This window comes from Pseudoroseicyclus tamaricis (assembly GCF_012070395.1).
Taxonomy (GTDB): Bacteria; Pseudomonadota; Alphaproteobacteria; order Rhodobacterales; family Rhodobacteraceae; genus Pseudoroseicyclus_A; species Pseudoroseicyclus_A tamaricis.
In genome coordinates this window covers 1,156,908-1,181,558 of sequence record NZ_JAAFYS010000001.1, presented here as the reverse complement: position 1 = coordinate 1,181,558, position 24,651 = coordinate 1,156,908, and the positions used below count along the sequence as shown (strand labels likewise).

Below are 24,651 nucleotides of genomic sequence, written 5' to 3'. Positions count from 1 at the left end.
CGGCCCGCCGGGGCGGCGCCGGGCTTGCGGCGGCCGGCGGCGCCCATATGGTCGGCGCCGACCCACGGCAGACGGCCCATGCGACGCGCCCTTCTCCTCCCTCTCCTCCTGAGTTCCGCCGCCTGCACGCCCGTCCCAGACGCGGCGGCGCCGGTGCCACAGGCGCTGGTGGCGGCCGAGATCGAGATCGGAGAGGACGGGCGCTGCTACGGGCGCGACATCCAGCCGGCGGTGATCGAGACGGTGACGGCGCAGGAGCTGGCGAGTCCCGAGGTCCGCGCCGAGGACGGCACGCTGGTCACCCCGGCGAGCTACCGCACGGTCACCCGCCAGAACATCGCCCGCGAGCGGCAGGAGCTGCGCTTCGAGACGCTCTGCCCGCCTGTCTACACGCAGGCTTTCGTGGAGAGCCTCCAGCGGGCGCTGGCCGCGCGCGGCTTCTACCAGGGCGTCGTGACCGGCCATCTCGACCGGGCCACGGGCCGCGCGATCCAGGACTACCAGCGCGGCCGCGGCCCCGACAGCGCGCTCCTCTCCCTCTCCGCCGCCCAGGCCCTCGGCCTCGTGGCGCTCAGCCCGGAGCAGCTGGACGCGCTGTGAGGGGTTGGTGGGCGGCTCTGTGGCTGGCCCGACAGTCCGGACGGCGGCGCTGACGTGGCGCGACGGACGCCCCTGCCTCCCGGAGCGCAAACGTCTCAGGCGCAGAGCGAGCGCCTGCCCGTGGGGTGGCGCTCCGACGACTGAGCTGCGCACTTTATGCCAGCCAAGTCCCTCCCCTCCCCGAGCGACGCACCAAGCTTCACCAGAGCGCCAGCGCGCCGGGACGGGCAGGCGCTCGCCCTGCGCCTTTGGCGCGTACCGGGCGGGGGAAGAGCTCCAGCCGGGCGCCAGCCAGGGACAAAGACCAACGCGAAGACCCGGCGCGCCCTCACGTAGGGTGGGTTTCCAACCCACCGCCCGGCCCACCACCGGGCACTCCCTCTCCGGCGCCGGGCGAGCGCCTGCCCGTGGGGTGGCGCTCCGACGGCCGCGCTGCGCGCTTTATGCCGGCCAAGCCCCTCCTCCCCTCTCCGGCGCCGGGCGAGCGCCTGCCCGTGGGGTGGCGCTCCGACGGCCGCGCTGCGCGCTTTATGCCGGCCAAGCCCCTCCTCGCTCCGAACTACGCACCAAGCTTCACCAGACCGCCAGCCCGCGGGACGGGCAGGCGCTCGCCCTGCGCCTTTGGCGCGCACCGGGCGGGGGAAAAGCGGCGGCGTTGGGATGGTGAGTTACATCCCCCCTACGAGGATGCGCGTGCCGGCGCAGCGTAGGGTGGGTTTCCAACCCACCTCTCACCACCCCCCCACTCCCGCTTGCGACACCCTCCCCCCCGCTCTATACGCGCGCCACCCCACGAGACAGCGCGAGACGAGGCCCCGCCATGATCATCACCCGCCGCACGGCCCTGAAGTCCGGCGCCGCCGCCGCTGCCCTGGCTGCCCTGCCCCGCGCCGCCTCGGCGCTCTACGCCCCGCAGCCCTCCGGCTGGCGCACCTACGAGATCACCACCCGGGTCGAGCTGCCCCGCGCCAGTGCCCCCGCTCAGGCCTGGGTCCCCGTCCCCTCGCTGGAGGCCGAGCTCTGGGCCCGCCCGGGTGAGACCACCTTCACCACCACCGCCGCCGAGGCGGAGCTGGTGGACGACCCCGCCCAGCGCATCCGCTTCGTCCATGCCGTCTGGGAGGCGGGCGACGAGCCGGCGGTGCTGGAGGTCGTCTCCACCATCTCCATGCAGGACCGGGCGGTGGACCTCTCCTCCCCCACCGGCGCGACGCTCTCCGAAGCGGAGGAGGCGCATTTCACCGCCGCCACCGCCCTGCTGCCGACCGACGGCATCGTCCGCGACACCGCCGAATCCATCATCGGCTGGGCCTGGACGGACAAGCGCAAGGCCGAGCGGCTCTACCAGTGGGTCGTCGAGAGCACCGAGCGGGACCCCGAGGTGCGCGGCTGCGGCCTCGGCGACATCGCCTCGATGCTGGAAATGGGCAACCTCAGCGGCAAATGCGCCGACCTCAACGCCCTCTACGTCGGCCTCGCCCGCGCCGCCGGCCTGCCGGCGCGTGACCTCTACGGCATCCGCGTCGCGCCCTCCGCCTTCGGCTACAAGAGCCTCGGCGCCGGCTCCGCCGACGTCAGCAAGGCGCAGCACTGCCGCGCCGAGGTCTTCCTCGAGAATTACGGCTGGGTGCCGACGGATCCGGCCGACGTCCGCAAGGTCGTGCTCGAAGAGCCGCCGAAGGACCTGACTCTGGAGAGCCCGGAGGTGCAGGACGTGCGCGCCGCGCTCTTCGGCGCCAGCGAGGGCAACTGGATCGTCTACAACGACGCCCATGACGTCATCCTCCCCGGCTCCACGCAAGGGATGCTGCCCTTCCTGATGTACCCGCAGGCGGAGATCGACGGCGTCGCACAGGACGAGCTGAGCCCCGACAGCTTCACCTACACGATCACCGCGCGCGAGCTGACCTGACCGCCATTACGGCATTGCCGGCCCGCCCCCCCTTTGCCAAGGGCGCCTCAGCCCCTACCTTCTAGTCTAGGTAGCAAGCGGAGGCAGCCATGGCTGGCGGATGGGCCCGCGACGGCGCGGTGGAAGAGCAGATCGAGGCATCGATCCAGGATGAGCTGGCCCGGCTGAAGGGCCGCCGTGCCCCGGTGGGCGAAAGCGCGCTGGAATGCGCCGAATGCGGCGAGGAGATCCCGGAGGCGCGCCGCGCGGCGCTGCCGGGCGTGAAGCTCTGCATCGACTGCCAGTCGGGCCGCGACAAGCGCTACAACCCCCGCTCCGGCATCAACCGCCGCGGCTCCAAGGACAGCCAGCTGAAGTAGCCCGAACACCGGGTTGGTCGCCAAAGGTGGGGGCCAGCCCAGCCTACTCGGCCGCCTCGATCACAGCGCCGCGTACCGGCCGGGCCTCGGGATCGGAGGCTTTCACCCACCCCTCAGCTCCGTCGATGAACTGCTCCGGCTCTGCCGGCACGAAGGCATCCGCCGCCTCGGTTGCGCAGTAACGGGTGACCTCCGCCTGCCCCGGAGAGCAGTCGATCAGGTTGAAATCGTTGGGCTCGCCGCGCTTGCGCGTCGACAGCCCCGTCCCTGCCTGGATGAAGAGCAGCGCCCGCCCGTCGGGCATCTCGAAGGTCTCTGCCCCCCAGACATGCAGGTGCCCCGTCAGCACGATATCCGCCCCGGCGCGGGAGAAGGCGCGGGCCGCGGCCACCGCCCCGTCCATCGGCTCCTTGTCGGAGCCGGGCGGGTGAACAATGGGGTGGTGCATGACGATGATCTTCAACGTCTCCTCCGGCAGAGCCTCCAGCCGGCGGATGACCTTCGTGAGCCGCTCATCCTCCATCTTGCCGCGCTGGTGGCGGTGCGGGTTCACCGTGTTGACGCCGATCACGGCGACATCGCCCAGCATCCGCTTCGGCTCCTTGTCGTCGCCGAAGGCCTCGCGGTAGCGGCGGAAGGGGTGGACGACGCGGAGCAGCATGTTCCACAGCGGCACGTCGTGGTTGCCGGGAACGACCAGCTTCGGCGCCTCCAGCCGGTCGAGCAGCGCCGCGGCTTCCGCGAACTGCTTGGGCCGGGCGCGTTGCGAGAGGTCGCCCGAGACGGCGACGAGATCGGGGGAGAGGCCGTTCACCGCCTCCACCAGCGGGTCCAGCAGCTCGGGCCGGGTGCGGCCGAAGTGCAGGTCGGAGAGATGGACGAGCCGGGCCATCAGGCCGCGTCCTCCACCCGCGTCCCGGCATGGCTCGACTTCGGCACCACGACCAGCAGCGAGTGATCGAGCAGGCGCATCTTCACCGGCGGGTCGAAGTGAAAGCGCTCGCCATCCATCGCCACGACCAGCCGCTTGCTCTTCTTCGGCACGGTGACGGTGATCTCGTGCCCGGCGAGCATGCCGAACTCCCGGTCCTTGCGCGCCTTCTTGAAGCCGAGCCAGACGGCGGTGCGCAGCATGGCGAAGCGCCCAACGTTCTGGCCGTAGTAGAAGGCGAGCTTGCCGTCCTCCGGCAGCTCGGCACCGTCGAGGTGGAAGAGGCGCAGCTGGAAGGGGTTGGAGCCGACGAAGACCATCGGCGTGTGCAGGTCGTGCCGCTGCCCGTCCACCTCCACCGTCAGCCGCATCCCGTGTCCCGGCTGGGCGAGGATCTTCAGGACGGACCAGTAGGCGGCGAGCCGCGAGCGGCCCCAGTTCTTGTAGACCGTCTCCCGGGCGCGGAGGATCGCGGGGTAGACGCCGAGGCTGGCATTGTTGAGGAACACCCGCCCGTTGACCTCGCCGACCGGGAACTCTCGCACCTCGCCGCCGGCCAAGGCGTCGACGGCGGCCTCGTCGCCCTCCGGGATGTCGAGGCCGCGGGCGAAGAAGTTGAAGGTGCCCATCGGCAGCGGCGCCATGGCGACGCCGGAGCCCTTCAGCACGTCGGCAATGCAGGAGAGCGTGCCGTCACCCCCCGCCGCGAAGACGGTGCCCTTGCCCTCCTCGCGCGCCTCCCGGGCGGCGCCGGCAATCTCCTCGGCGTTCTGGAAGGGGCGGTAGCGCACCTCGGTGCCCAGCCGCTCCTGCAGCATGCGGCGCAGGGCATGCAGCCGCTCCGCATCCCGCTTGCCGGAGGTTTCGTTGGCGATGAGCGTGAACGGGGAATCCATGATGTGCCTGTGCAAGGGGTTCCCGGGCCAACGCGGCGGCGCGGGAGGCGGTTCCGCGGAGGGAGCGAGGGCGGGGGGACTGGAAAGTCGGCCCGGGACCTCGAACCGCTCCCAAGCAGCCGCGGAGCGCCCCGTAGGGTGGGTTTCCAACCCACCGCCCCGCCCACCACCGGGCACTCCCTCTGCAGGCGCAGGGCGGGCGCCTGCCCGTGGGATGGCGCTCCGACAGCACCGCTGCGCGCTTTATGCCCGCCAAGCCCCTCCCCGCCCTGAGCGAAGCACCCAGCCCAAAAAGAGCGCCAGCCCGCGGGATGGGCAGGCGCTCGCCCTGCGCCTTTGGCGCGGACCGGGCAGGGGCACAGCTTAAGCCGGGCGCCAGCCAGGGACATATACCAACGCGAAGCCCCGGCGCGCCCTCACGTAGGGTGGGTTTCCAACCCACCGCCCCGCCCACCACCGGGCACTCCCTCTGCAGTCGCAGGGCGAGTGCCTGCCCGTGGGGTGGCGCTCCGACATTCCCGCAGCAGCACTTTATGCCAGCCAAGCCCCTCCCCGCTCCGAGCGACGAACCCAGCCCCACCAGAGCGCCAGCCCGCGGGACGGGCAGGCGCTCGCCCTGCGCCTTTGGCGCGTACCGGGCGGGGGAAAAGCGGCGGCGTTGGGATGGTGGGTTACAAACCCACCCTAAGAGGCGCGCGGCCGCCGCCACACCGTAGGGTGGGTTTTCAATCCACCGCCCGGCCCATCACCGGGTGCCCCCTCTCAGGCGCAGCCCGGGGAACTCCCCCTCCGGCCCACGCCCTCCCCCGCCGGAGCCTCCACCCTCACCCCCCGAACCGGCCGAACCGCAGCCCGCTCAGGTCGTGGCCCGGCGCCTTGCCCTGCATCAGGTCCGCCAGCACCCTCCCCACGCCCGGCCCGATGCCGAAGCCGTGGCCGGAGAGGCCGGTGCCCAGCCAGAGCCCCGGCACCGGGGCCACCGCGTCCACGATCGGCACCTGGTCGGGGAGGACGTCGATCATCCCCGCCCAGGCCGCGCGGACCTTCGGCTCCGGCAGGCCGGGGAAGCGGGCGTGGAAGGCCTTGGGGAGGAACGCCATCCGTCGCCGGCTCGGCTCCGGCGCGAGGATGCGCATCGCCTCGAAGGGCGAGGCGCCGTCCCACCGGCGGGGCGTGCCCCAGGCATCCGGGAAGCCGCGAGGCGCCGCCGGCAGCGGGATGTTCTCCATCGGGTCCGCCCACCAGAAGGGCAGGAAATCGCGCAGCGAGCGCAGCAGATCCGGCCCCACGAACACCTCGTGCCCCCAGCCCGGCGCCAGCGTGTAGCCGCCATCCTGCCGGTGTCGCAGGCCCAGCCTTCCGTCCACCGCGCCGCCGCCGAAGACGCCCGGCATCGGCTCCGTCGCCACCACTGTCGCCCGCACCGACGCCTGCGGGATCCGCACGCCGAGCGGGCCGAGGAACAGGCGGGACCATGCCCCGCCCGCCAGCAGCACCCGCTCGGTGCGGATGACGCCGTCCTCCGTCACCACGCCGCTCACCTGCCCGGCGGTCAGCTCCAGCCCCCTCGCCGCGCAGCCCTCGCGGATCGTCAACCCGTCCCGCACCGCAGCCCTCGCGAAGGCCGGCACCGCCTTCCACGGCTCGGCCGACATGTCGGAGGGGGTGAAGACGCCGCCCCGCCAGTCCCACCGCGCGTCGGGCAGAAGATCGGCCAGCTCCGGCCGCGACAGCAGGCGGATGTCGGTGCCATGCGCGCGCCCCTCCGCCTCGTGGCGGGCGAAGGTCTCCATGTCCCTGGCGTTGTCGGCCATGTAGAGGACGCCGCCCTGCCTCAGCCCGATATCCTCCCCCGTCCGCTCCGCCAGCTCCGGCCAGAGGCGATTCGCCTCCACCATGATCGGCAGCTCGCGCACGTCGCGGGCCTGCTGGCGGATGAAGCCCCAGTTGCGGCCCGATTGCTCGGCGGCGACGCGGCCCTTCTCCACCAGCACGGCCTTCAGCCCGGCGCGGGCGAGGAACCAGCCGGCCATGACGCCGACGATGCCGCCGCCGATGATCACCGCATCCGCCGCCTCCGGCAGCTCTCCCCGGTGCTCGGCCGGGCGGTCCATCGTGAAGGGAAAATTCATGCCGAGGCCTCCAGCAGCCGCTCCATGAAGCCGAGGCCCGCCTCGAACTGCGCCACGGTCAGGAACTCGTCGGCCTGGTGCGCCTGCTCGATATTGCCCGGCCCGCAGACGACGGAGGAGATGCCGGCCGCCTGGAAATGCCCGGCCTCGGTGCCGTAGCTCACCACATGGGTGCCGTTGTCCCCCGTCAGCCCGCGCGCGAGGCGCTCGGCCGCGCCGCCCTCCTCCGGCTTCAGCGGCGGCACCTGGAAGCCCAGCTCCGCCTCCACCCGGCAGCCGGGATGGCGCGCCTGCATGTCGGCCTCGATCCGTGCCCTCTCCTTCTCGAAGGCAGCCTGCCACTCCTCGATCCTGTCGCCCGGCACCACGCGGATCTCCAGCCCCAGCGTCGCGTGGCCGGCGGTGATGTTGTGGGCGGTGCCCCCTTCCATGCGGCCGACATGCGCCGTGGTGCAGGGCGGCACGAAGCCCTCGGCGAGCGGCCCCACAGGCCTCTCCCGGTTCTGCCGGCAGACTTCGTCGGCCCAGAGGACGAGCCGCGCCGCCTCCGTCACCGCCGAGACGCCGTCGAAGATCAGCGAGGAATGCACCTCGTGGCCCTTCACGTGCACATCCCACAGGCACCCGCCCTTGTGGCCGGTGATGACGCGCATCTCGCTCGGCTCGCCGATCACCGCCGCCGCTGCCCTGGGCACGCCGGCCTCCGCCATCGCCTCTATTATGGGCGGCGCTCCGTAGCAGCCCAGCTCCTCGTCGTAGCTGAGGGCGAGCTGCAGGGGCCGCGCGACGCCGCGCTGCGCCGCCTGCCCCACGGCCCAGATGGCCAGCGCGTCGAAGCCCTTCATGTCCGCCGTGCCGCGCCCGTAGAACCGGCCGTCCCGTTCCACGAGCTCGAAGGGATCGCTCGTCCAGTCCTGCCCGTCCACCGGCACCACGTCCGAATGGCCGGAGAGGAGGACGGCGCCCTCCACCTCCGGCCCCGCATGCGCCCAGAGGCCCGCCTTCGGCTCCCCCGGCTTCGGCACCCGGCCGGTGCGGGCGCCGCAGGCGCTCAGGTAGCTCTCCACGAAGTCGATGAGCTCCAGATTGCTGTCCCGGCTGACGGTCGGGAAGGCGATCAGGCGGGCGAGGATCTCTCGCGGGGTGAGGTCTTTCATGGCACTCCCTCTCGGTCGCTGCCCTTTTGCGCATCATCTGCGGGCAGGAAAAGCGGTAATTACCCTCCGCGTCACCCGAGGGCTTGTTCGGTCAGCGAAACTTGCTAGGCTCATGCCAACAAATTGGGCATAAACGCTGCCCAGCAGGGGAAACCATAGCAAAAAGAACCAGTTGGAGGTTCTGAATGCCCAAGGGGGCGCCGCCCGTTCTAGACGTCCGATCCTTGAGCACCGTCTTTCACACGCGCGCCGGAAATGTGCACGCGGTGAACGATGTGAACTTCACTTTGGGGGCCGGTGAACTTCTCGGCGTTGTCGGCGAAAGCGGCAGCGGCAAGTCGGTCACCATGATGTCGCTCATCGGCCTTCTGCCCTCGCCGCCCGCCGTCGTCGGGCCCGGCGAGGTCATCTTCGGCGACCGTGATCTGCTCAAGATCGACGAGAAGGCCCTGCGCGAGGTGCGCGGCGGCGAGATCGGCTTCGTCTTCCAGGACCCGATGACGTCGCTCAACCCGGTCTTCACCGTCGGCATGCAGATCGCCGAGCCGCTGCGCCGCCACATGGGCCTGTCCAAGAAGGCCGCCGCCGACCGCGCGGTGGAACTCTTGGAGCTCGTCGGCATCCCCGATGCCCGCCGGCGCCTCGGCGACTACCCGCACCAGTTCTCCGGCGGGATGCGCCAGCGGGTGATGATCGCCATCGCGCTGGCCTGCGACCCCAAGGTGCTGATCGCCGACGAGCCGACCACGGCGCTCGACGTCACCATCCAGGCGCAGATCCTCGAACTGATGCAGGAGCTGCGCGAGAAGCTCGGCATGGCGGTGATCTGGATCACCCATGACCTCGGCGTCATCGCCGGCATCGCCGACCGGGTGATGGTGATGTACGGCGGCCAGGTGGTGGAGCATGCGCCGGTGCACGAGCTCTTCGCCAACCCGCGCCACCCCTACACACAGGCGCTCCTCAAGACGGTGCCGAATGTCCATGGCGAGCGCGCCAAGCGGCTGACGACCATCGAGGGGCAGCCGCCGATCCTGCTGGCACCGCCCTCCGCCTGCTCCTTCCGCGACCGCTGCCCCCATGCGTGGGAGCTGTGCCATCGCGCCCTGCCCGCCCGCTTCCCGCTGCCCGGCGATCACGACGCCGCCTGCTTCCTCTGTGACCCCGGCCTCGCGCCGACCAGCCCGGAGATCCAGGATGCTTGACGCCGCCGCGCCCGCACCGGCCACCCCCGCCGCAGACGGGGCCCCGCCGCTCCTCGACGTGCGGGGGCTGAAGATGCACTTCCCCATCCATTCGGGGCTGCTCCGCCGGCAGGTGGGGGCCGTGAAGGCGGTGGACGGCGTCGATTTCACCATCCGCCCGGGAGAGACGCTGGGCCTCGTCGGCGAGTCGGGCTGCGGAAAGAGCACCTGCGGCCGCGCCATCCTGCGCCTCTACGACATCACCGAGGGCTCCATCCGCATCGACGGGGTGGAGATCGGGCACCTCAGCCAGCACGCCCTGCGCAAGCACCGCCCCACGATGCAGATGGTCTTCCAGGACCCTCAGGCCTCGCTCAACCCGCGCATGAACGTCTCCCAGATCATCCGCGAGCCGCTGGACGAGCACACCAAGCTCTCCTCCGCCGAGAAGGACGAGAAGGTGCTGGAGCTGATGGATGCCGTCGGCCTCAACCGCGCCTTCGCCCGCCGCTTCCCGCATGCCTTCTCCGGCGGCCAGCGCCAGCGCATCGGCATCGCCCGGGCCCTCGCGCTGAACCCCAAGTTCATCGTCTGCGACGAGCCCATCGCGGCGCTCGACGTCTCCATCCAGGCGCAGGTGGTGAACCTGCTGGAAGATCTGCAGGAGCAGTTCGGCCTCACCTACCTCTTCATCTCCCATGACCTCTCGATGGTGCGCCACATCGCCACCCGCGTCGCGGTCATGTATCTCGGCCGCATCGTCGAGCTCGCCCCTCGCGAGGCGCTCTATGCCGAGCCGCTGCACCCCTACACGCAGGCGCTCCTCTCCGCCGTGCCGGAGCCGGATCCCGCCCTCGCCCGCAAGGTCGAGCGGGTGATCCTGAAGGGCGACGTGCCCTCGCCGGCCAACCCGCCCAAGGGCTGCAACTTCTGCACCCGCTGCCCCAAGGTGATGGACATCTGTCACGAGATCGACCCGATGCCCCGGCACTTGCCCGGCGGCCGGCAGGTCGCCTGCCATCTCTACGAGGATACCAAGACGACCACCGATCCAACGGCGGCGCATAAACCGGGGCATTCGAGCGCCCAACAAGGAGTGAGTCCATGAAACTGAAGACAGCGCTACTCGGCGCGATCGCGGTCGGTGCCATCGCGCCCGCCGCCTTCGCCCAGCAAGGCGAGGATGGGCACGTCAATGTCATCTACTGGCAAGCCCCCTCCATCATGAACCCCTACCTCTCCGGCGGCACGAAAGAGATCGAGGCGGCCTCCCTCGTCCTCGAGCCGCTGGCCCGCTACGACGAGACCGGCGCCCTCGTGCCCTACCTCGTCACCGAGATCCCGACGCTCGACAACGGCGGCGTGTCCGAGGATCTGACCTCCATCACCTGGAACATCTCCCCCGATGTCACCTGGTCCGACGGCTCCCCGGTGACGGCGGAAGACGTGCGCTTCACCTGGCAGTACTGCACCGCCGAGGGCGGTGGCTGCGCGCAGGCGGCCAAGTTCAACGGCGTCGAGGACGTCGAGGTGGTCGATGACAAGACGGTCACCGTCCACTTCTCCGAGGCCAAGCCGAACCCCTACCTGCCCTTCACGGGCGGTGAGAGCCCGGTGATCCAGGCCGCCCAGTTCGCCGATTGCCTCGGCGCCGCGGCCCCCACCTGCACCGATGCCAACTTCTACCCCGTCGGCACCGGCCCCTTCACCGTCACCGACTTCCGCGTCAACGACGTGATCGAGCTGGAGGCGAACGAGAACTACCGCGATCCCTCCAAGCCCGCCTTCGCGACCATGACGCTCAAGGGTGGCGGCGATGCGGCGGCAGCGGCCCGCGCCGTCCTGCAGACCGGCGAGTTCGACTACGCGTGGAACCTGCAGCTCGCCCCTGATGTCATCGAGGAGATGAGCGCCGGCGGCGTCGGCACCCCCGTCTCGGCCTTCGGCACGCTCGTCGAGCGGATCGAGATGAACCTCACCGACCCCTCGCCGGACCTGCCGGAAGGCGAGCGCTCCACCGTCGCGCATCCCCACCCGTTCCTGACGGACCAGACGGTGCGCGAGGCGATGTCCATCGCCATCGACCGCGACCTGCTGGTGGAAGTGGGCTACGGCCAGGCCGGCCGCCCGACCTGCAACCTCGTGCCCGCGCCCGAGCTCTACGCTTCGGACAACATGGATTGCATGCCGCAGGACATGGAGCGCGCCAAGCAGATGCTGGAAGACGCCGGCTACGTCGACAGCGACGGTGACGGCGTGCGCGAGACGCCGGACGGCGAGCCCATGTCGATCCTCTACCAGACCTCCACCAACGCCGTCCGTCAGGACTTCCAGGCGCTGATCAAGGAATGGTGGGAAGAGCTGGGCATCGAGACCGAGCTGCGCAACGTCGACAGCTCCGTCTTCTTCGGCGGCGACCCCGGTAGCCCTGACACGTTCCAGCGCTTCTATGCCGACGTCGAGATGTACGCCAACAACTTCCCGGGCACCGACCCGGAGGCCTATCTCGGCGCCTATACCTGCGACAAGATCCCGTCGCCGGAGACCCAGTGGCAGGGCGAGAACATCAACCGCTACTGTGACCCGGCCTACGAAGAGCTGGTCGCCGAGCTTGCCCGCACCGGCGATCTCGAGGAGCGGGGCCGCATCGCCCGGCAGATGAACGACATGCTGACGAAAGACAGCAGCATCATCGTCGGCCTGGTCGATCGTGGCCGTGTCTCCGCCCATGCCAACTCGCTCGGCGGCGTGATCCTCAACACCTGGGACAGCGAGCTGTGGAACGCGGCCGACTGGTACCGCGTCGAAGAGTAAGCCAACCGGCCGGGCGGGTTCTCCCGCCCGGCCACTTCTTCAAGAGGAAACAGGTATGGACGAGGATCTGTGGGAAAAGGAGCGCCGCCTCTGGCTCGAGGGCCCCGAGGCCTACGAGGAGCTTCTGGCCGACGACGCGCTGATGACCTTCCCCGTCCCTGGCGGCCCGATGGACCGCTCGACGATCATCGATTCCGTCACCTCCTCCGAACGCTGGGAGGCCGTCGCGCTGGATGACCAGCATGTCCGCGAGATCGGCGATGCCCGGCTCCTGATTTACTCCGCCGAGGGCAAGCGGGAGGACAAGGGCTACGCCGCCGGCTGCGTCTCGCTCTGGCGGATGACGGAGGGCGGCTACCGCCTCTCCTACCATCAGCAGACCCCTCTCTAGATGCTCGCCTACACCATCCGCCGCCTCGTCCTGGCGATCCCGACGCTGATCTTCATCGCGTTCGTGATCTTCATGCTGCTGGAGCTGGCACCGGGCGACCCGATGGCGAACATGCCGCTCTCCATCCCGCCCGAGGTGCGCGAGCAGATGCGGCAGGCGCTCGGCCTCGGCCAGCCGTGGTACATCCGCTTCGGGCTCTGGCTCTACCAGTTCTTCGTCGTCGAGCCGCAATACTGGATCGACGCCGCCTTCGGCACGAACTTCGCCGACGGGGCGCAGCGCATCATCTCCTTCCAGTCCCGCTCGCCGGTCTTCGAGATCATCGCCGAGCGGGTGCCGCAGACGCTCTGGGTCGTCGGCATGTCCTACATCGTCGGCGTCATCATCGCCCTGCCCATCGGCATCGCCGGCGCCTACTGGCAATATTCCTGGTTCGACCAGCTCGGCACGTTCATCTCGATGGTCGGCTTCTCGGTGCCGACCTTCTTCACCGGCGTGCTCCTGATCGTCATCTTCGCGGTGAACCTCGGCTGGTTCCCCTCGATCTACAACACCACGCTGGTGGTGGAGGACTGGGAGAGCTTCCTCGCCCAGCTGCGCCAGATGGCGATGCCCGTCTTCGTGCTGGCGCTCTACAACGCCGCCCAGATCAGCCGCTACATGCGCGCCTCGATGCTCGACAACCTCGGGCAGGATTACGTGCGCACCGCCCGCGCCAAGGGGATGAACGAGCGGATCGTGGTGCTCAAGCACGTGCTGCGCAACTCGATGATCCCGGTCATCACCGTCATCGCCCTCGGCGTGCCGCAGGTCTTCGGCGGGGCGATCATCACCGAGCAGGTGTTCAAGGTGAACGGGCTGGGGCAGCTCCTCATCATCGCCATCCAGGGCTCCGACATCCCGATGGTGCTGACGCTGACCTTCATCTTCGCGGTGCTCATCGTCGCCTTCAACCTGATCGCCGACATCCTCTACGGCGTCTTCGACCCGCGGATCCGCTATGACTGACCGCACCGATCCGCACGAGCGCGCCGAGCCGCCGCCCTCCCCCGCCGTTCCCGCCGGCGGGGCGCCCGATGGCGGAGAGATCGCCGAGGCCGCCGGCTCCGCCGCGCCGGGGCAGAGCTCCACGAGCCTCTGGCGCGACGTCTGGGTGCAGTTCCGCGAGCACAAGGGCGCCGTGATCGGGCTGGCGTTCCTGATCTTCATCACGCTCTTCGTCATCGCCGGCCCGTGGATCTGGCAGGTCGATCCCGCCGATCTCGACATCCGCAACAAGGATGTCCGCCCGATCTACACCTGGCTCTGGGACCGGGAGGCGGACGTCATGTGGTCCCGCCCGCTGGGGACGGACAACCTCGGCCGCGACATCCTCGCCAACCTCATGCAGGGGGGCCGAGTCTCCATGGCCGTCGGCTGGGTGGCGATGCTGCTGGCGCTGATCCTCGGCACGCTGATCGGGGTGCTGGCGGGCTACTTCCGCGCCCTCGACGGGCTGCTGATGCGCTTCACCGACCTGATGCTGGCGCTGCCGCTGCTGCCGCTCCTGCTGGTGATGATGCTGCTCTTCCGCGACCAGCTGCGCGCCGCCTTCGGGCCCGAGCAGGGCATCTTCGTGCTCATCGTCACCGCCATAGGCATCACCTCCTGGATGCACACGGCGAGGATCGTGCGGGGCGACATCCTCGCGCTGAAGGAGCGTGAATACGTCCTCGCCGCCCGCTCCATCGGCACCCCCTCGCGGCGGATGATCACCCGGCACCTGCTGCCGAACGTGCTCTCGCCCATCATGGTCTCCGCCACCCTCGGTCTCGCCACGGCGATCATCACGGAGAGCGCCCTCAGCTTCCTCGGCCTTGGTTTCCCCTCCGACTACCCGACCTGGGGCAAGATCCTCTTCGACAGCGTCGAGCGCATGGAGCGCTTCCCCGAGCGCGTCATCTGGCCGGGCCTGTGCATCTCCCTCACGGTGCTGGCGGTGAACTACATCGGCGACGGCCTCCGCGACGCCCTCGACCCGCGGATCAGGGGCCGGTAGCGGGGAGTGCCGCACATGGTGGGTTACAAACCCACCCTACAGGTGCGCCGGGTGGATCATGGCCCGCCCGCGTAGGGTGGGTTTCCAACCCACCGCCCCGCACTACCGGGCGCCCAATCTCCGGGCGCAGGGCGAGCGCCTGCCCGTGGGGTGGCGCTTCGGGCGGCACAGCTGCGCGCTTTATTCCCGCCACACCCCACCCCGCCCGCCGCTGAGCACCAAGCCCCACCAGAGCGCCAGCCCGCCGGGACGGGCAGGCGCTCGCCCTGCGCCTTTGGCGCGTACCGGGCGGGGGCACAGCTCCACCCGGGCGCCCGCCAGGGACCTAGACCACCGCGAAGACCCGGCGCGCCCTCACGTAGGGTGGGTTTCCAGCCCACCGCCCGGCCACAACCGGGCCCTCCATCTGCCGGCGCAGGGCGAGCGCCTGCCCGTGGGGTGGCGCCGCGAAGGTCCCGCTGGTGTGCTTTATGCCAGCCAAGCCCCTCTCCGCTCGCCGCTCAGCACCAAGCCCCACCAGAGCGCCAGCCCGCCGGGACGGGCAGGCGCTCGCCCTGCGCCTTTGGCGCGTACCGGGCGGGGGAAACAGCTCCGGCCGGGCGCCTCGCACGAGGCAGGTGAGGGCCAGCCCCGAGTCCAGGCGGAAGACAGGGAGCTCCCCTGCCCACCAAATCACCACCTGCCACCCGGACAGGCGCCGCGCCGCCCGGACCGCCTCCGCCGGCATTGCCAGACCCACCGGCCGCCCCTAGGCTCCCTTTTCATAACAATGCCACCCAGGGAGACACCGATGCAGAAGACCCTGCTCGCCGCCACCGCTCTCGCCGCGCTCGGCACCGCCCTCGCCGCGCAGGACAGCGAGCTGATCGTGCTCGACTATCCGGGCTTCGAGAACCCCGACTACCACCCGGCCTATATCGAGCAATACGGCATGAGCCCCACCTGGTCCTTCTTCTCCGACGAGGAGGAGGCCTTCCAGAAGGTTCGCGCCGGCTTCCAGGCCGATGTCACGCAGATCTGCGCCGGCTCCGTCACCAAGTGGGCCGAGAGCGGCATCATCGAGCCGTGGGACACCTCCCGCATCCCCGAGTACGAGAACATCGACCGGAACCTGACCGGCGCCGAGGTCGGCGGCGGCGAGGAGGTCTACTTCATCCCGCAGAACTTCGGCTCCACCGCCATCGCCTACAACCCCGATGAGGTGCCGGAGGAGGACGTCTCGACCCTGCAGGTCTTCGCCGACCCGACCTACCAGGGCCGGGTGACGATGCCCGACAACGTCGACGACGCCTTCGCCCTCGGCTACCTCGCCACCGGCGTGTCGGACTGGACGAACGTCACCGACGAGCAGTTCGAGGCCGCCGCCGACTTCCTGCGCGCCGTTCACCCGAACATCCGCACCTACTGGTCCGACCCGGCGGAGCTGGCGCAGCTGATGTCCACCGGCGAAATCCTCATCTCCTGGGCGTGGAACGAGACCTACCCCACGATGATCGAGGAAGGCCGCCCCATCGGCTTCGAGCGTGAGCCGGCCGAAGGCTCCTCCGTCTGGCTCTGCGGCTACGTCAACATGGCCGACGGCGCCGGCTCGGAGGACAAGGCCTACGACTTCATCAACGCCATGCTCGACCCGGCCATCGCCCCGGCGCTGCTGGAATCCGGCTACGGCCTCGCCAACCGCGTCGCGCTGGACGAGATCGACCCGTCGGAGCTGGAGATCGCCGGCATCGGCTCCGTCGACGTGCCGATCCTCGCCCAGCTGCCGATCCCGAACGAGCTGCGCGAGAAGCATGCCGAGACATTCGAGCTGATCAAGGCCGGCTTCTGAGGTCGCGGGCGCCCGGGCACATCCCGGGCGCCCCACCCCGTCAGCCGATCCGCAGAGACGCGATCCTGCCATCGGTGACGGTGAACCGATGCGTCAGCGTCACGGGAGAGCCCCTGAAGCTGCCGACGACCCGGGCGCGCACCCGCTCCTCCCCCTCTTCGTGCCAGACCTCCAGCACCTCCGGCCGCGCCTCGTTGGCGAGCGTGGCGCGGGCGATCCATGCCGCGATGGCCTCCCGCCCCGTGACCCACTCGCCCTCGTCATAAACGCGGGCGCCCTCGGCGAAGGGGGCGAGCATGGCCGGCGCATCCAGCCGGGCGGCGGCCTCCAGGTAAGCGGCAACGGGGGGAGAGACGGGGGTCATGGGATTGTCCTCGATTGTTGTGCCGCCGATCTGGGCCTAGCATCGGCCCCGCACAAGAACGGACAAAATGGTGCCCCACACACCTGCAGGTAAGCGCCCCGACTACGACGCCGCCTCCGCCGGGATCGCGCGGGTGCTGAAGATCATCGGCGGGCGCTGGAAGCTGCTGATCCTCTTCGAGCTCTTCCCCGGCCGCCCCCGCCGCTTCTCCGAGCTGGAGCGGGCCCTCCCCGGCGTGTCCCAGAAGATGCTCACGCAGCAATTGCGGCAGCTGGAGGAGGATGGCCTCGTCCACCGGCAGATCTACCCCGAGGTCCCGCCCCGCGTGGAATACAGCCTGACGGATTGGGGACAGTCGCTCTGCCCGCAGCTCGACGGGCTTCTGGCGTGGCAGGAGGCGAGGCCGGAGCGGCCGCCAGAGGAGGCCTAACCCCCGGCGCCGCGCCCGTCACCTCAGCGGACGAGGTGCGCCCGTCCGCCGCGCCCTGCCCCGGTCGTCGCGGGGCCGGGGATGTCGGCGCGGCCGTAATGGCTGTTGAGGTACTGGCTCGAACAATCCGCTCCGATGGAGATATTGCCGCCCAGCGAGGCGTTGGTATCCGCGAACTCATAGTAGATGCCGCTCGCCGTCATCGCGCCGCCGGCGTTGAACTGCGGGCTGACGCCGATCACGTTGTGCGAGGAGACGGACTTGCCCCAGCCGCCCATCGACAGCGACCGGCGGCCGAAGAGATAGACGGAGAACTGGTCGCTGTCGCACCAGGCGCTCTTCGGCCCCCAGGTGATGTTGCCGGCGAGGCCGATGGTCTCGGCGAAGACGAAGAAATTCTCGAAGTGCAGGTCATTCCCGCCGCCGACACCGAGCCTCCCGTTGACGAGGAAGGCGACGTTGTGCGCCTGCACGTTCCCCGCGAACTGGGCGCCGCCATTGATGACGTAGATCGTGTTCGGCTGCACGTCCCCGGGCTGGATCGTCCACCAGCCGGACTTTCGGACGATCCGCGCCGAGCCGCCCTCGGTGACGAAGCCGGGCAGCAGGTCGCCGGAATAGGTGGTGTCGCCGGAATACCAGAAGGCGTTCCACATCTCAGACCAGCGGTCCTCCAGCGTCGGCAGGATCACCGGCGCGATCGACCGCTCGACCTTGAAATGCTCGGGCGGGATCTCCGCCGGGCTGTAGGGCGCGAAGGAGATCAGGTCCTCGCTTGGCGCCGAGAAGCGCACGCTCTCCTCGAAGTAGTCGTTGCCGCCGGTGGAGACACCGGTCTGCCCATGGATGCAGGTATCGCCGTAAAAGTCGTTGCCGCCGCCCGTCTGGATATGCCCGGTGGAGAGGAACGTCGCCGCCGCGCAGGCGGGCGGCGCATCCTCCCCCGAGCCCTCGCCCCCGTAGGAGAGGGCGACGGAGCTGGCATCGATGTCGAAGCTGTCGGTGCCCACGAGGTGCAGCAGGTAGGTCGAGAGCGCATTGCCCCGCGACTCGTAGCGGCGGGGCATGACACGCACGGCGGTCACATCCTCGGCCGGCATCCCGGCGGAGAGATATTCGACGAAGTCGCCCGTCTCGTTGTCATAGGCGCCGAACTCTACGTCCGTGCTGTTGACGATCCCCTCGGCGCCGAGGTTCATCTGCGCCACCGTCAGCGCCGTCTGCCGCGCCGCGTCCAGATCGTCGAGCTGCGTGGCGGCGGCGAGTGCGGCGGCGTCGGCCGCCACCTGCATCCGCGTCTGCTCGCGCGAGCCGTTGGAGTAATCGAGCGCCAGCCCCATGATCATCGCCGAGGCGAGGAGCATGAACATACCGTTGATGGAGCCCGAGCCCCCCTCCTCCCGCCAAAGCCGGCGGAGCGTCTGGCCCGTGCCCTCAGCCCGCATCATCGGCCTCCACGAGCATGGAGACCTCGGCGACGATGGTGCCATCCTTGATGGCATCGGCGAAGAGCGTGAAGGCACTGAAGGGGGCGGAAAGCGTGGAGGTCACGAAGCCGCCCGTTGTCTGAACACGCGCGGAGATCCCGCCGACGCTGGCGAACCGTTCGGCGAGCTGCGTTTCCGCCTCGCCCTCGCTCAACGCCCCCACGGCCACCTGACGCGACGCATCGCGGGCGGCAACGAAGAACTGCGACTGCTTCTGCATCAGCATCGTGGCATCCACGGTGATCCCGAAGATGAAGAAGATGACCGGGACCCACATGACGTACTCGACGGTCACACTGCCGTCCTGTCTGTGGATGGCCCGGCGCACGAGGTGCCGACACCGGTTGAGAATTCGCGCCAACATGGCTGCACACGCTCCCTTGGGAACTCAGATGACGACGCTAGGCGCGGCTCCCGGCGGATTTTGGGCGCCGCCGGGTCAATTCGGTGCCAATCCCGCCTCTCCCTTGCCGCATTTGGCGACGCTACGTCACCTGCCGCTCGGCGTGTTATCAAGGTGTTGCGTCGTGACCCTCACGTGAGCCGGCCCGCCGCGCAGACACCCCTTGCCCCGGCGCCGCCCCGGCCCTATCTTCACATCTGTCTTTCGGGACTATGGACATAAACGCGCACGCAATAAGCGGATCGGACCCGGGGGCGGTACCCGGCGGCTCCACCAAATGCCCTTTGTTGGGGGGATAATGGGGCCGAAACAGGATCGACGAACGTCTAAAGGTGTAGCTTTGTCCCGGTGAGGTACCACCGTTATCGGTCCGTACAGTACAATTGCCAACAACAATCGTGCTCCGATCGCCCTGGCTGCGTAAGCAGTCCGGAAGATCGAAATCTAAGCCCTTGCGCCTAGCAGTGTAAGGCGGGGTTCGCAGGCACCTGGCAACAGAAGCCTGCACTTTCCCCCTCTCGGCCCCCGCTCGAATCGTCCGTCCCGGCGCCCCCGCCCGGGCGCATGGCTCGCACCGCCGAGTGGTTCTCCCCGCTCCGGGAGCTAGGTGTAGCGGACACCTCACGAACAGGAGAGCCCCCCGGACATGACCGTCGCATCCCCCATGATCAAGGAAGAGCCGACGCTGATGCGTGCGCTCGGCTACACCGCCATCGCCGGCTGCGCCGCCTTCCTCCTCTCCATCCTCATCGCCGATTTCATTGTGCCCGATCACGACTGGCTCGCCGACACGATCAGCGACCTCGCCGCCGGGCGTTACGAGTTCATCGTCGATATCGGCCTCTATGCCTTCTCCGCCGCGCTGATCTGCATCGCGCTCCTCGCCGCGCATGTGCACATGGGCGGCTGGGGGTGGAGCCTCGGCCTCATCGGCTTCGCGCTTCTCGGCCTGATCGTCTTCCTCGTCGGCGCCCGCAACGAATATGGCGACAATGACAACGAGGGCGTCGTCATCCACATCTACCTCGTCTACGCGCTCGGCGCCCTCTTCGCCGCCACGCCGCTGGCCATGGCCCGTGGCGCCAGCCGCGCCGGCAAGGGCTGGTCGCGGGCGCTCATCGCGCTGGGGCTTCTCTGGATCGTCTCCGCCCCGATCTTCTTCATCGTCCCCACCAGCATCGACGGCATCTACGAGCGCTACCTCGGCGTCATCGCCCTCGCGATGGTCATCACCCTCGCCCGTTTCTTCATCACCCGCGCCCGCCACCTCTGACGGGCCCGGCGCGCCCCGCCCTCCACCCGCCTCCCTGTCTTTGGTCCCAAAAATCCTCGGGGGGGCCGGCTCCGCCGGCGGGGGGCAGACAGCCCCCCTCCTCCGCCGCCCACCCCGCACGACCGCCGCCATTGCGAAACTCTCGCGAACCTCCACCGCCGCCCCTCCCCTTTTCGCGGCGAAGGCCCTATAGATGCCCCCCGGAGCGAAGCGAGGCGGAATGACGGAGCAGCCCCAGACCGAGAGCCGGCCCGAAACCGAGAGTCGCAAGATGCTCGGCCGGCTGCGCGACGCGCTGGCGGAGGATGCCGCCGGTCAGGCCCGGCTGGACAAGATCGTCCAGCTCATCGCCACCTCGATGCAGACCGAGGTCTGCTCCATCTACCTCTTCCGCGATCATGAGACGCTGGAGCTCTGCGCCACCGAAGGCCTGCAGCCCGAGGCCGTGCACCAGACGCGGATGCGTCTCGGCGAGGGGCTGGTCGGGCGCACCGCCCGCAGCCGCACGATCATCAACACCGCCGATGCCCCCGCCGCCCCCGGCTTCCGCTACATGCCGGAGACGGGGGAGGAACGGTATTCGTCCTTCTGCGGCGTGCCGGTGCAGCGGCTCGGCGATTGCCTCGGCGTGCTGGTGGTGCAGTCCAAGGCCGCGCGCCAGTACACGGCCGACGAGATCTACGCGCTCGAGGTGGTCGCCATGGTGCTCGCCGAGATGGCCGAGCTCGGCGCCTTCATCGGCGAGGGCGCGGCGCTCGCCGCCCGTCATCAGCGCCCCGCCATGTTCCGCGGCACGCAGGGGCAGGAGGGCGCGGCCTCGGGCCATGTCTACCTGCACGAGCCGCGGGTCGTCGTCACCAACCCCATCTCGGAGGACCCCGAGCAGGAGCTGCGGCGCCTCCAAGGGGCCGTCGAGCAGCTCCGCTCGATGGTGGACGAGATGCTCAGCACCGCCCGCTCGGTCGATGCCGAGCAGGTGCAGGTGCTCGAGGCCTACCGCATGTTCGCCAATTCCCGCTCCTGGATGCGGCGGATGGAGGCGGATGTCGCCGCCGGCCTCTCCGCCGAGGCGGCGGTGGAGAAGGAGCAGGGCATGGCCCGCGCCCGCATGGGCTCGGCCGGCGATGCGTATCTGCGCGAGCGGATGCACGACCTCGACGACATCTCCAACCGCCTGCTGCGCATCCTCACCGGGCAGGGCCGCGACACCGGGGCGGAGATGCCGGACAATCCCGTGCTGGTGGCGCGCAACATCGGCCCCGGCGAGCTGCTCGACTACGGCAAGCGCCTCAAGGGCATCGTGCTGGAGGAAGGCTCCGTCGGCTCCCACGCCGCCATCGTCGCCCGCGCCTGGGCGATCCCGCTGGTCATCCATGCCCGTGGCATCACGACGGAGGCGCTGAACGGTGACGACATCCTCGTCGACGGCGACCAGGGCGTCGTGCACCTGCGGCCCGACGAGCAGGTGAAGAAGGCCTTCGCCGACAAGATCGCCATGGCCGAGCGGGCGATGGAGCGCTACGCCTCCCTCCGCGAGCTGCCGGCGGTGGCGCGCTGCGGCACCGAGATCGGGCTCTACATGAACGCCGGCCTGATGGCCGACCTGCCATCCCTGCCCTCCTCGGGCGCCGAGGGCGTCGGCCTCTTCCGGACCGAGCTGCAGTTCCTCATCCGCAACCAGATGCCCCGGCGCGCCGAGCTCTCGGCGCTCTACTCGCGGGTGATGGATGCCGCCGGCGACAAGCGGGTGACCTTCCGCACGCTCGACATCGGCTCCGACAAGGTCCTCAGCTACATGAAGCCCAACGACGAGCCCAACCCGGCCATGGGCTGGCGGGCGATCCGCGTCGGGCTCGACAAGCCGGGCGTGCTGCGCATGCAGCTGCAGGCGCTGATCCGCGCCGCGGCCGGCCGGCCGCTGACGGTCATGTTCCCCTTCATCGCCCACCCGTCGGAGTTCCGCGATGCCCGGGCCGAGTTCGACAAGGCGATGGAGCGCGAGCGCATCCTCGGTCATGTCCTGCCCTCGCAGACGGAGGTCGGCGCCATGCTGGAGACGCCGTCGCTCGCCTTCGCGCCGCAGAGCTTCTTCGAGGAGGTGGATTTCATGTCCATCGGCGGCAACGACCTCAAGCAGTTCTTCTTCGCGGCCGATCGCGAGAACGAGCGCGTGCGCCGCCGCTACGACACGCTCGACGTCAGCTTCCTCGACTTCCTGCAGATGATCGCCGACAAGTGCCGCGCCGCCGGCACCCCCCTCTCCTTCTGCGGAGAGGATGCCGGCCGCCCGCTGGAGGCGCTCTGCTTCGCCGCCCTCGGCTTCCCCATGCTCTCCATGCGCCCGGCCTCCATCGGCCCGGTGAAGCACCTGCTGCGCTCGGTGGACCTCAAGGAGGTCCGCGCCGAGATCGACCGCGCCCGCGCCAGCGGCGCCCAATCCGTCCGCGCCCCCCTCCGCCAATGGCTCAGCCGCGCCGGCTGGTACGTGGCCTGAGGGCCGGCGCCCACGCGCCTCGGCCTGTCACCAGCCTGACACCGGCCCTGCGGCGCGACACCTCGTCCCGTCGCTTCAACAAACGCGCCCTCTATCGACGCGCCCCGTAGGGTGGGTGTCCAACCCACCTTCCCCTCTCCACCCCGCGTCGCCATCTGCAGGCGCAGGGCGGACAAAAGCTGCGGCCGGGTCACAGGTCGCCCGGTATCGACGCGCCCCCGTAGGGTGGGTTTCCAACCCACCTTCCCCTCTCCATCCCGCGCCGCCAACTGCCAGCGCAGGGCGAGCGCCTGCCCGTGGGGTGGCGCCCCGACGGTCGAGCGGCGCGCTTTATGCCAGCCAAGCCCCTCCCCGGCCCGAGCGACGCACCAAGCCCCACCAGAGCGCCAGCCCGCCGGGACGGGCAGGCGCTCGCCCTGCGCCTCTGGCGCGCACCGGGCGGGGGACGAAGCGGAAATGTTGGGGAAACGGGTGACCGCGATGATCAACGACACGCCGCCCGGCCGACCCGACCCTAGCTCACCTTCACCGGCATCTTCCGCCGCGATAGCTCGCGGTGGAAGTGCTCCAGCACCTGCTCTTCATTGTAGGTGCGGATCAGCCGGCGGAGGCCGAAATGCACATGCGCCATCTCGGTATAGTAGCCCACGAAGGCGTAGTTCGTCCCCGCCCCGGCGAAGGCACCGAGGATCGGCACCGCCTGCGTGGCCAGCTTCTGGGTCAGCACCGTCGCGAACTTCGGCGCCACGCGGGCGATCATCTTGTGCAGCGCCGGGCCGGTGAGCGTCATCCGCGCGCCGAGGAAGGCCGTGTCGATGCCCTGGGTCTCCGCGCCCGGCCCGCCGGCGCCGAAGACGCGCAGGCATTCCAGCCGCACCTCCTCGGAATCCGGGTCCTCGCCGTATTCCTCGGCGACACCCTGCACGGCGCGGAAGATGATCGTCGTCGCCACCGGCACCTCGGCCAGTGCCGTGCCCAGCCCGCCGAAGCCGCCGAGCGCGCCCGAGGCGGTGCCGATGGCACGGTGCAGCGCATCGCCCTTCGGCGCCCCGCGGGCCCTCCGGGCGAGGTGGTAGGCCCGCTCCAGACCGATGCGCGCCGCGTTCTCGATCGCGGCGCGGCCGGACTTCGGGAGCAGCTTCAGCCCGTCCTCCACCTGCCCGCCGACGAGGTTGACGGCGCGGATCAGGATGCCGCCGGCGGCCAGCTGCCGCCGGGCCAGCTCGGCAATCTCCTCGCGCCCCGCGTCGTCGAGCGGGATGTCGGGGTTGACCGTGCGCATGGTGGGCGTGTCACTCATGGCAATAGAAATGGTGGAGGTCCCGCGCTTTGGCAAGCTTTGCCAGCTCGGCCGTGCGCGCCGGCCCGCTCAGGCCGCGCGCACCACCTCGCCCGCGACGCCGTCCCAGGCGCCCTCCACCAGCGCCAGCCCCAGCACCCGCTCGGGGTTGGTGGGCGGCGGCATCTCGACGCCGGTGAGCTTCTCGAAGCCGAAGCGCCGGTAGTAGGGCCAGTCCCCCACCAGCAGCATCCGCTCGTGCCCGCCGTCCCGCGCCCGCTCGACCACCTCGCCGATCAGCGCCGCGCCGAGGCCCTCGCCCTGCCGCGTCGGGTGCACCGCCACGGGGCCGACGAGCAGCGCCGGCGCCGCCCCCACCCGCACCGGCCAGCAGCGGATCGCCCCGATGACGATGCCCGTCCGGTCGCGGCGGAGCCGGCAGAGCGCCGGCACCGGCGCCACGCCCTCGCGCAGCCGGTAGGAGGACAGGCCCGTGCGGCCGGGGGCGAAGCAGCTGTCGAGCAGCGCCTCCACCTCCCACCAGTCCTCCGGCGTCTCCTGCGGATAAGCCTCCACCCTGCCTCTCCCTTTCGGCTGGACCCGGCCCTTACATGAGGCTAGCCCCGTAGCAAACCCGGCCCGGGCCCCATTCGGGCACCGTGGCCCGCGCGGGGATCGC

General features: G+C 70.1%; 22 protein-coding genes and 1 other RNA gene. 14 read left to right on the top strand and 9 right to left on the bottom strand.

Going from position 1 to position 24,651, the window contains the following annotated elements; genetic code table 11:
• Positions 1–78: 78 nt before the first annotated feature.
• From GY170_RS05315 to GY170_RS05305, 3 genes are all read left to right on the top strand, one after another.
• Positions 79–600: a peptidoglycan-binding domain-containing protein gene (locus tag GY170_RS05315; RefSeq protein WP_163890661.1), complete on the top strand. Its 522-nt coding sequence runs from the start codon at positions 79–81 to the stop codon at positions 598–600.
• A gap of 820 nt (positions 601–1,420) precedes the next feature.
• On the top strand, positions 1,421–2,512 hold the full coding sequence (locus tag GY170_RS05310) for a transglutaminase-like domain-containing protein (protein ID WP_163890659.1): 1,092 nt from the start codon (positions 1,421–1,423) through the stop codon (positions 2,510–2,512).
• An 89-nt stretch (positions 2,513–2,601) separates the two neighbouring features.
• On the top strand, positions 2,602–2,871 hold the full coding sequence (locus tag GY170_RS05305; protein ID WP_163890657.1) for a DksA/TraR family C4-type zinc finger protein: 270 nt from the start codon (positions 2,602–2,604) through the stop codon (positions 2,869–2,871).
• A 43-nt stretch (positions 2,872–2,914) separates the two neighbouring features.
• Here the strand turns inward: GY170_RS05305 and GY170_RS05300 are convergent, their stop codons facing one another.
• The 4 genes from GY170_RS05300 to argE all read right to left on the bottom strand — a co-directional run bounded on the left by GY170_RS05300 (position 2,915) and on the right by argE (position 7,987).
• The gene (locus tag GY170_RS05300) at positions 2,915–3,763 is read right to left on the bottom strand and encodes a metallophosphoesterase family protein (protein WP_163890655.1); all 849 of its coding nucleotides are present in this window, start codon (positions 3,761–3,763) and stop codon (positions 2,915–2,917) included.
• Entirely contained in the window at positions 3,763–4,698 is a 936-nt protein-coding gene (locus tag GY170_RS05295) for a diacylglycerol/lipid kinase family protein (protein WP_163890654.1), read from the bottom strand. Before GY170_RS05295 ends, GY170_RS05300 begins: the two co-directional genes overlap by 1 nt.
• Positions 4,699–5,522: 824 nt before the next feature.
• Positions 5,523–6,830 carry an NAD(P)/FAD-dependent oxidoreductase gene (locus GY170_RS05290; protein ID WP_163890652.1) on the bottom strand — a complete coding sequence of 436 codons (1,308 nt, stop codon included), beginning with the start codon at positions 6,828–6,830 and terminating at the stop codon, positions 5,523–5,525.
• The gene (argE, locus tag GY170_RS05285; protein WP_163890650.1) at positions 6,827–7,987 is read right to left on the bottom strand and encodes an acetylornithine deacetylase; all 1,161 of its coding nucleotides are present in this window, start codon (positions 7,985–7,987) and stop codon (positions 6,827–6,829) included. The genes GY170_RS05290 and argE overlap by 4 nt, the downstream gene beginning before the upstream one ends.
• Positions 7,988–8,172: 185 nt before the next feature.
• Between argE and GY170_RS05280 the strand changes: the two genes are divergently transcribed.
• The 7 genes from GY170_RS05280 (at position 8,173) to GY170_RS05250 (ending at position 16,242) form a co-directional block, all read left to right on the top strand.
• Positions 8,173–9,192 carry an ABC transporter ATP-binding protein gene (locus GY170_RS05280; RefSeq protein WP_163890648.1) on the top strand — a complete coding sequence of 340 codons (1,020 nt, stop codon included), beginning with the start codon at positions 8,173–8,175 and terminating at the stop codon, positions 9,190–9,192.
• Positions 9,185–10,279, top strand: coding sequence for an ABC transporter ATP-binding protein (locus tag GY170_RS05275; RefSeq protein WP_163890646.1), 1,095 nt, complete (start codon positions 9,185–9,187; stop codon positions 10,277–10,279). The genes GY170_RS05280 and GY170_RS05275 overlap by 8 nt, the downstream gene beginning before the upstream one ends.
• Positions 10,276–11,985, top strand: a complete 1,710-nt coding sequence (locus tag GY170_RS05270; protein ID WP_163890645.1) for a peptide ABC transporter substrate-binding protein — start codon at positions 10,276–10,278, stop codon at positions 11,983–11,985. Before GY170_RS05275 ends, GY170_RS05270 begins: the two co-directional genes overlap by 4 nt.
• A gap of 55 nt (positions 11,986–12,040) precedes the next feature.
• Positions 12,041–12,376, top strand: a complete 336-nt coding sequence (locus tag GY170_RS05265) for a nuclear transport factor 2 family protein (protein WP_163890643.1) — start codon at positions 12,041–12,043, stop codon at positions 12,374–12,376.
• The gene (locus GY170_RS05260) at positions 12,377–13,384 is read left to right on the top strand and encodes an ABC transporter permease (RefSeq protein ID WP_163890641.1); all 1,008 of its coding nucleotides are present in this window, start codon (positions 12,377–12,379) and stop codon (positions 13,382–13,384) included.
• Entirely contained in the window at positions 13,377–14,414 is a 1,038-nt protein-coding gene (locus GY170_RS05255; RefSeq protein ID WP_163890639.1) for an ABC transporter permease, read from the top strand. The genes GY170_RS05260 and GY170_RS05255 overlap by 8 nt, the downstream gene beginning before the upstream one ends.
• A 790-nt stretch (positions 14,415–15,204) precedes the next feature.
• Positions 15,205–16,242, top strand: coding sequence for an extracellular solute-binding protein (locus GY170_RS05250; RefSeq protein ID WP_163890637.1), 1,038 nt, complete (start codon positions 15,205–15,207; stop codon positions 16,240–16,242).
• Between the two features lie 40 nt (positions 16,243–16,282).
• Here GY170_RS05250 and GY170_RS05245 read toward each other — a convergent pair whose 3' ends face one another.
• Positions 16,283–16,606, bottom strand: a complete 324-nt coding sequence (locus GY170_RS05245) for a nuclear transport factor 2 family protein (protein ID WP_163890635.1) — start codon at positions 16,604–16,606, stop codon at positions 16,283–16,285.
• 67 nt (positions 16,607–16,673) lie between these two features.
• Between GY170_RS05245 and GY170_RS05240 the strand changes: the two genes are divergently transcribed.
• Positions 16,674–17,036 carry a winged helix-turn-helix transcriptional regulator gene (locus tag GY170_RS05240; protein WP_163890633.1) on the top strand — a complete coding sequence of 121 codons (363 nt, stop codon included), beginning with the start codon at positions 16,674–16,676 and terminating at the stop codon, positions 17,034–17,036.
• A 23-nt stretch (positions 17,037–17,059) separates the two neighbouring features.
• Here GY170_RS05240 and GY170_RS05235 read toward each other — a convergent pair whose 3' ends face one another.
• Positions 17,060–18,481 carry a pilus assembly protein TadG-related protein gene (locus tag GY170_RS05235; RefSeq protein WP_163890631.1) on the bottom strand — a complete coding sequence of 474 codons (1,422 nt, stop codon included), beginning with the start codon at positions 18,479–18,481 and terminating at the stop codon, positions 17,060–17,062.
• Complete coding sequence (locus GY170_RS05230) at positions 18,471–18,818, bottom strand: TadE/TadG family type IV pilus assembly protein (RefSeq protein WP_163890629.1); 348 nt, start codon at positions 18,816–18,818, stop codon at positions 18,471–18,473. Before GY170_RS05230 ends, GY170_RS05235 begins: the two co-directional genes overlap by 11 nt.
• A 267-nt stretch (positions 18,819–19,085) precedes the next feature.
• Here GY170_RS05230 and ssrA point away from each other — a divergent pair.
• The 3 genes from ssrA (at position 19,086) to GY170_RS05215 (ending at position 22,693) form a co-directional block, all read left to right on the top strand.
• Positions 19,086–19,435: a transfer-messenger RNA gene (gene ssrA / locus GY170_RS05225) on the top strand.
• Between the two features lie 137 nt (positions 19,436–19,572).
• Positions 19,573–20,199 carry a DUF998 domain-containing protein gene (locus tag GY170_RS05220; RefSeq protein ID WP_235924009.1) on the top strand — a complete coding sequence of 209 codons (627 nt, stop codon included), beginning with the start codon at positions 19,573–19,575 and terminating at the stop codon, positions 20,197–20,199.
• A gap of 220 nt (positions 20,200–20,419) precedes the next feature.
• Positions 20,420–22,693 carry a phosphoenolpyruvate--protein phosphotransferase gene (locus tag GY170_RS05215; protein WP_163890627.1) on the top strand — a complete coding sequence of 758 codons (2,274 nt, stop codon included), beginning with the start codon at positions 20,420–20,422 and terminating at the stop codon, positions 22,691–22,693.
• A 514-nt stretch (positions 22,694–23,207) separates the two neighbouring features.
• Here GY170_RS05215 and GY170_RS05210 read toward each other — a convergent pair.
• Both GY170_RS05210 and GY170_RS05205 read right to left on the bottom strand, forming a co-directional pair.
• On the bottom strand, positions 23,208–23,993 hold the full coding sequence (locus tag GY170_RS05210; protein WP_163890625.1) for an EcsC family protein: 786 nt from the start codon (positions 23,991–23,993) through the stop codon (positions 23,208–23,210).
• Between the two features lie 69 nt (positions 23,994–24,062).
• A complete protein-coding gene (locus GY170_RS05205) occupies positions 24,063–24,548 on the bottom strand; it encodes a GNAT family N-acetyltransferase (RefSeq protein WP_163890623.1) in 486 nt (161 codons plus the stop codon).
• Between the last annotated feature and the right edge of the window lie 103 nt (positions 24,549–24,651).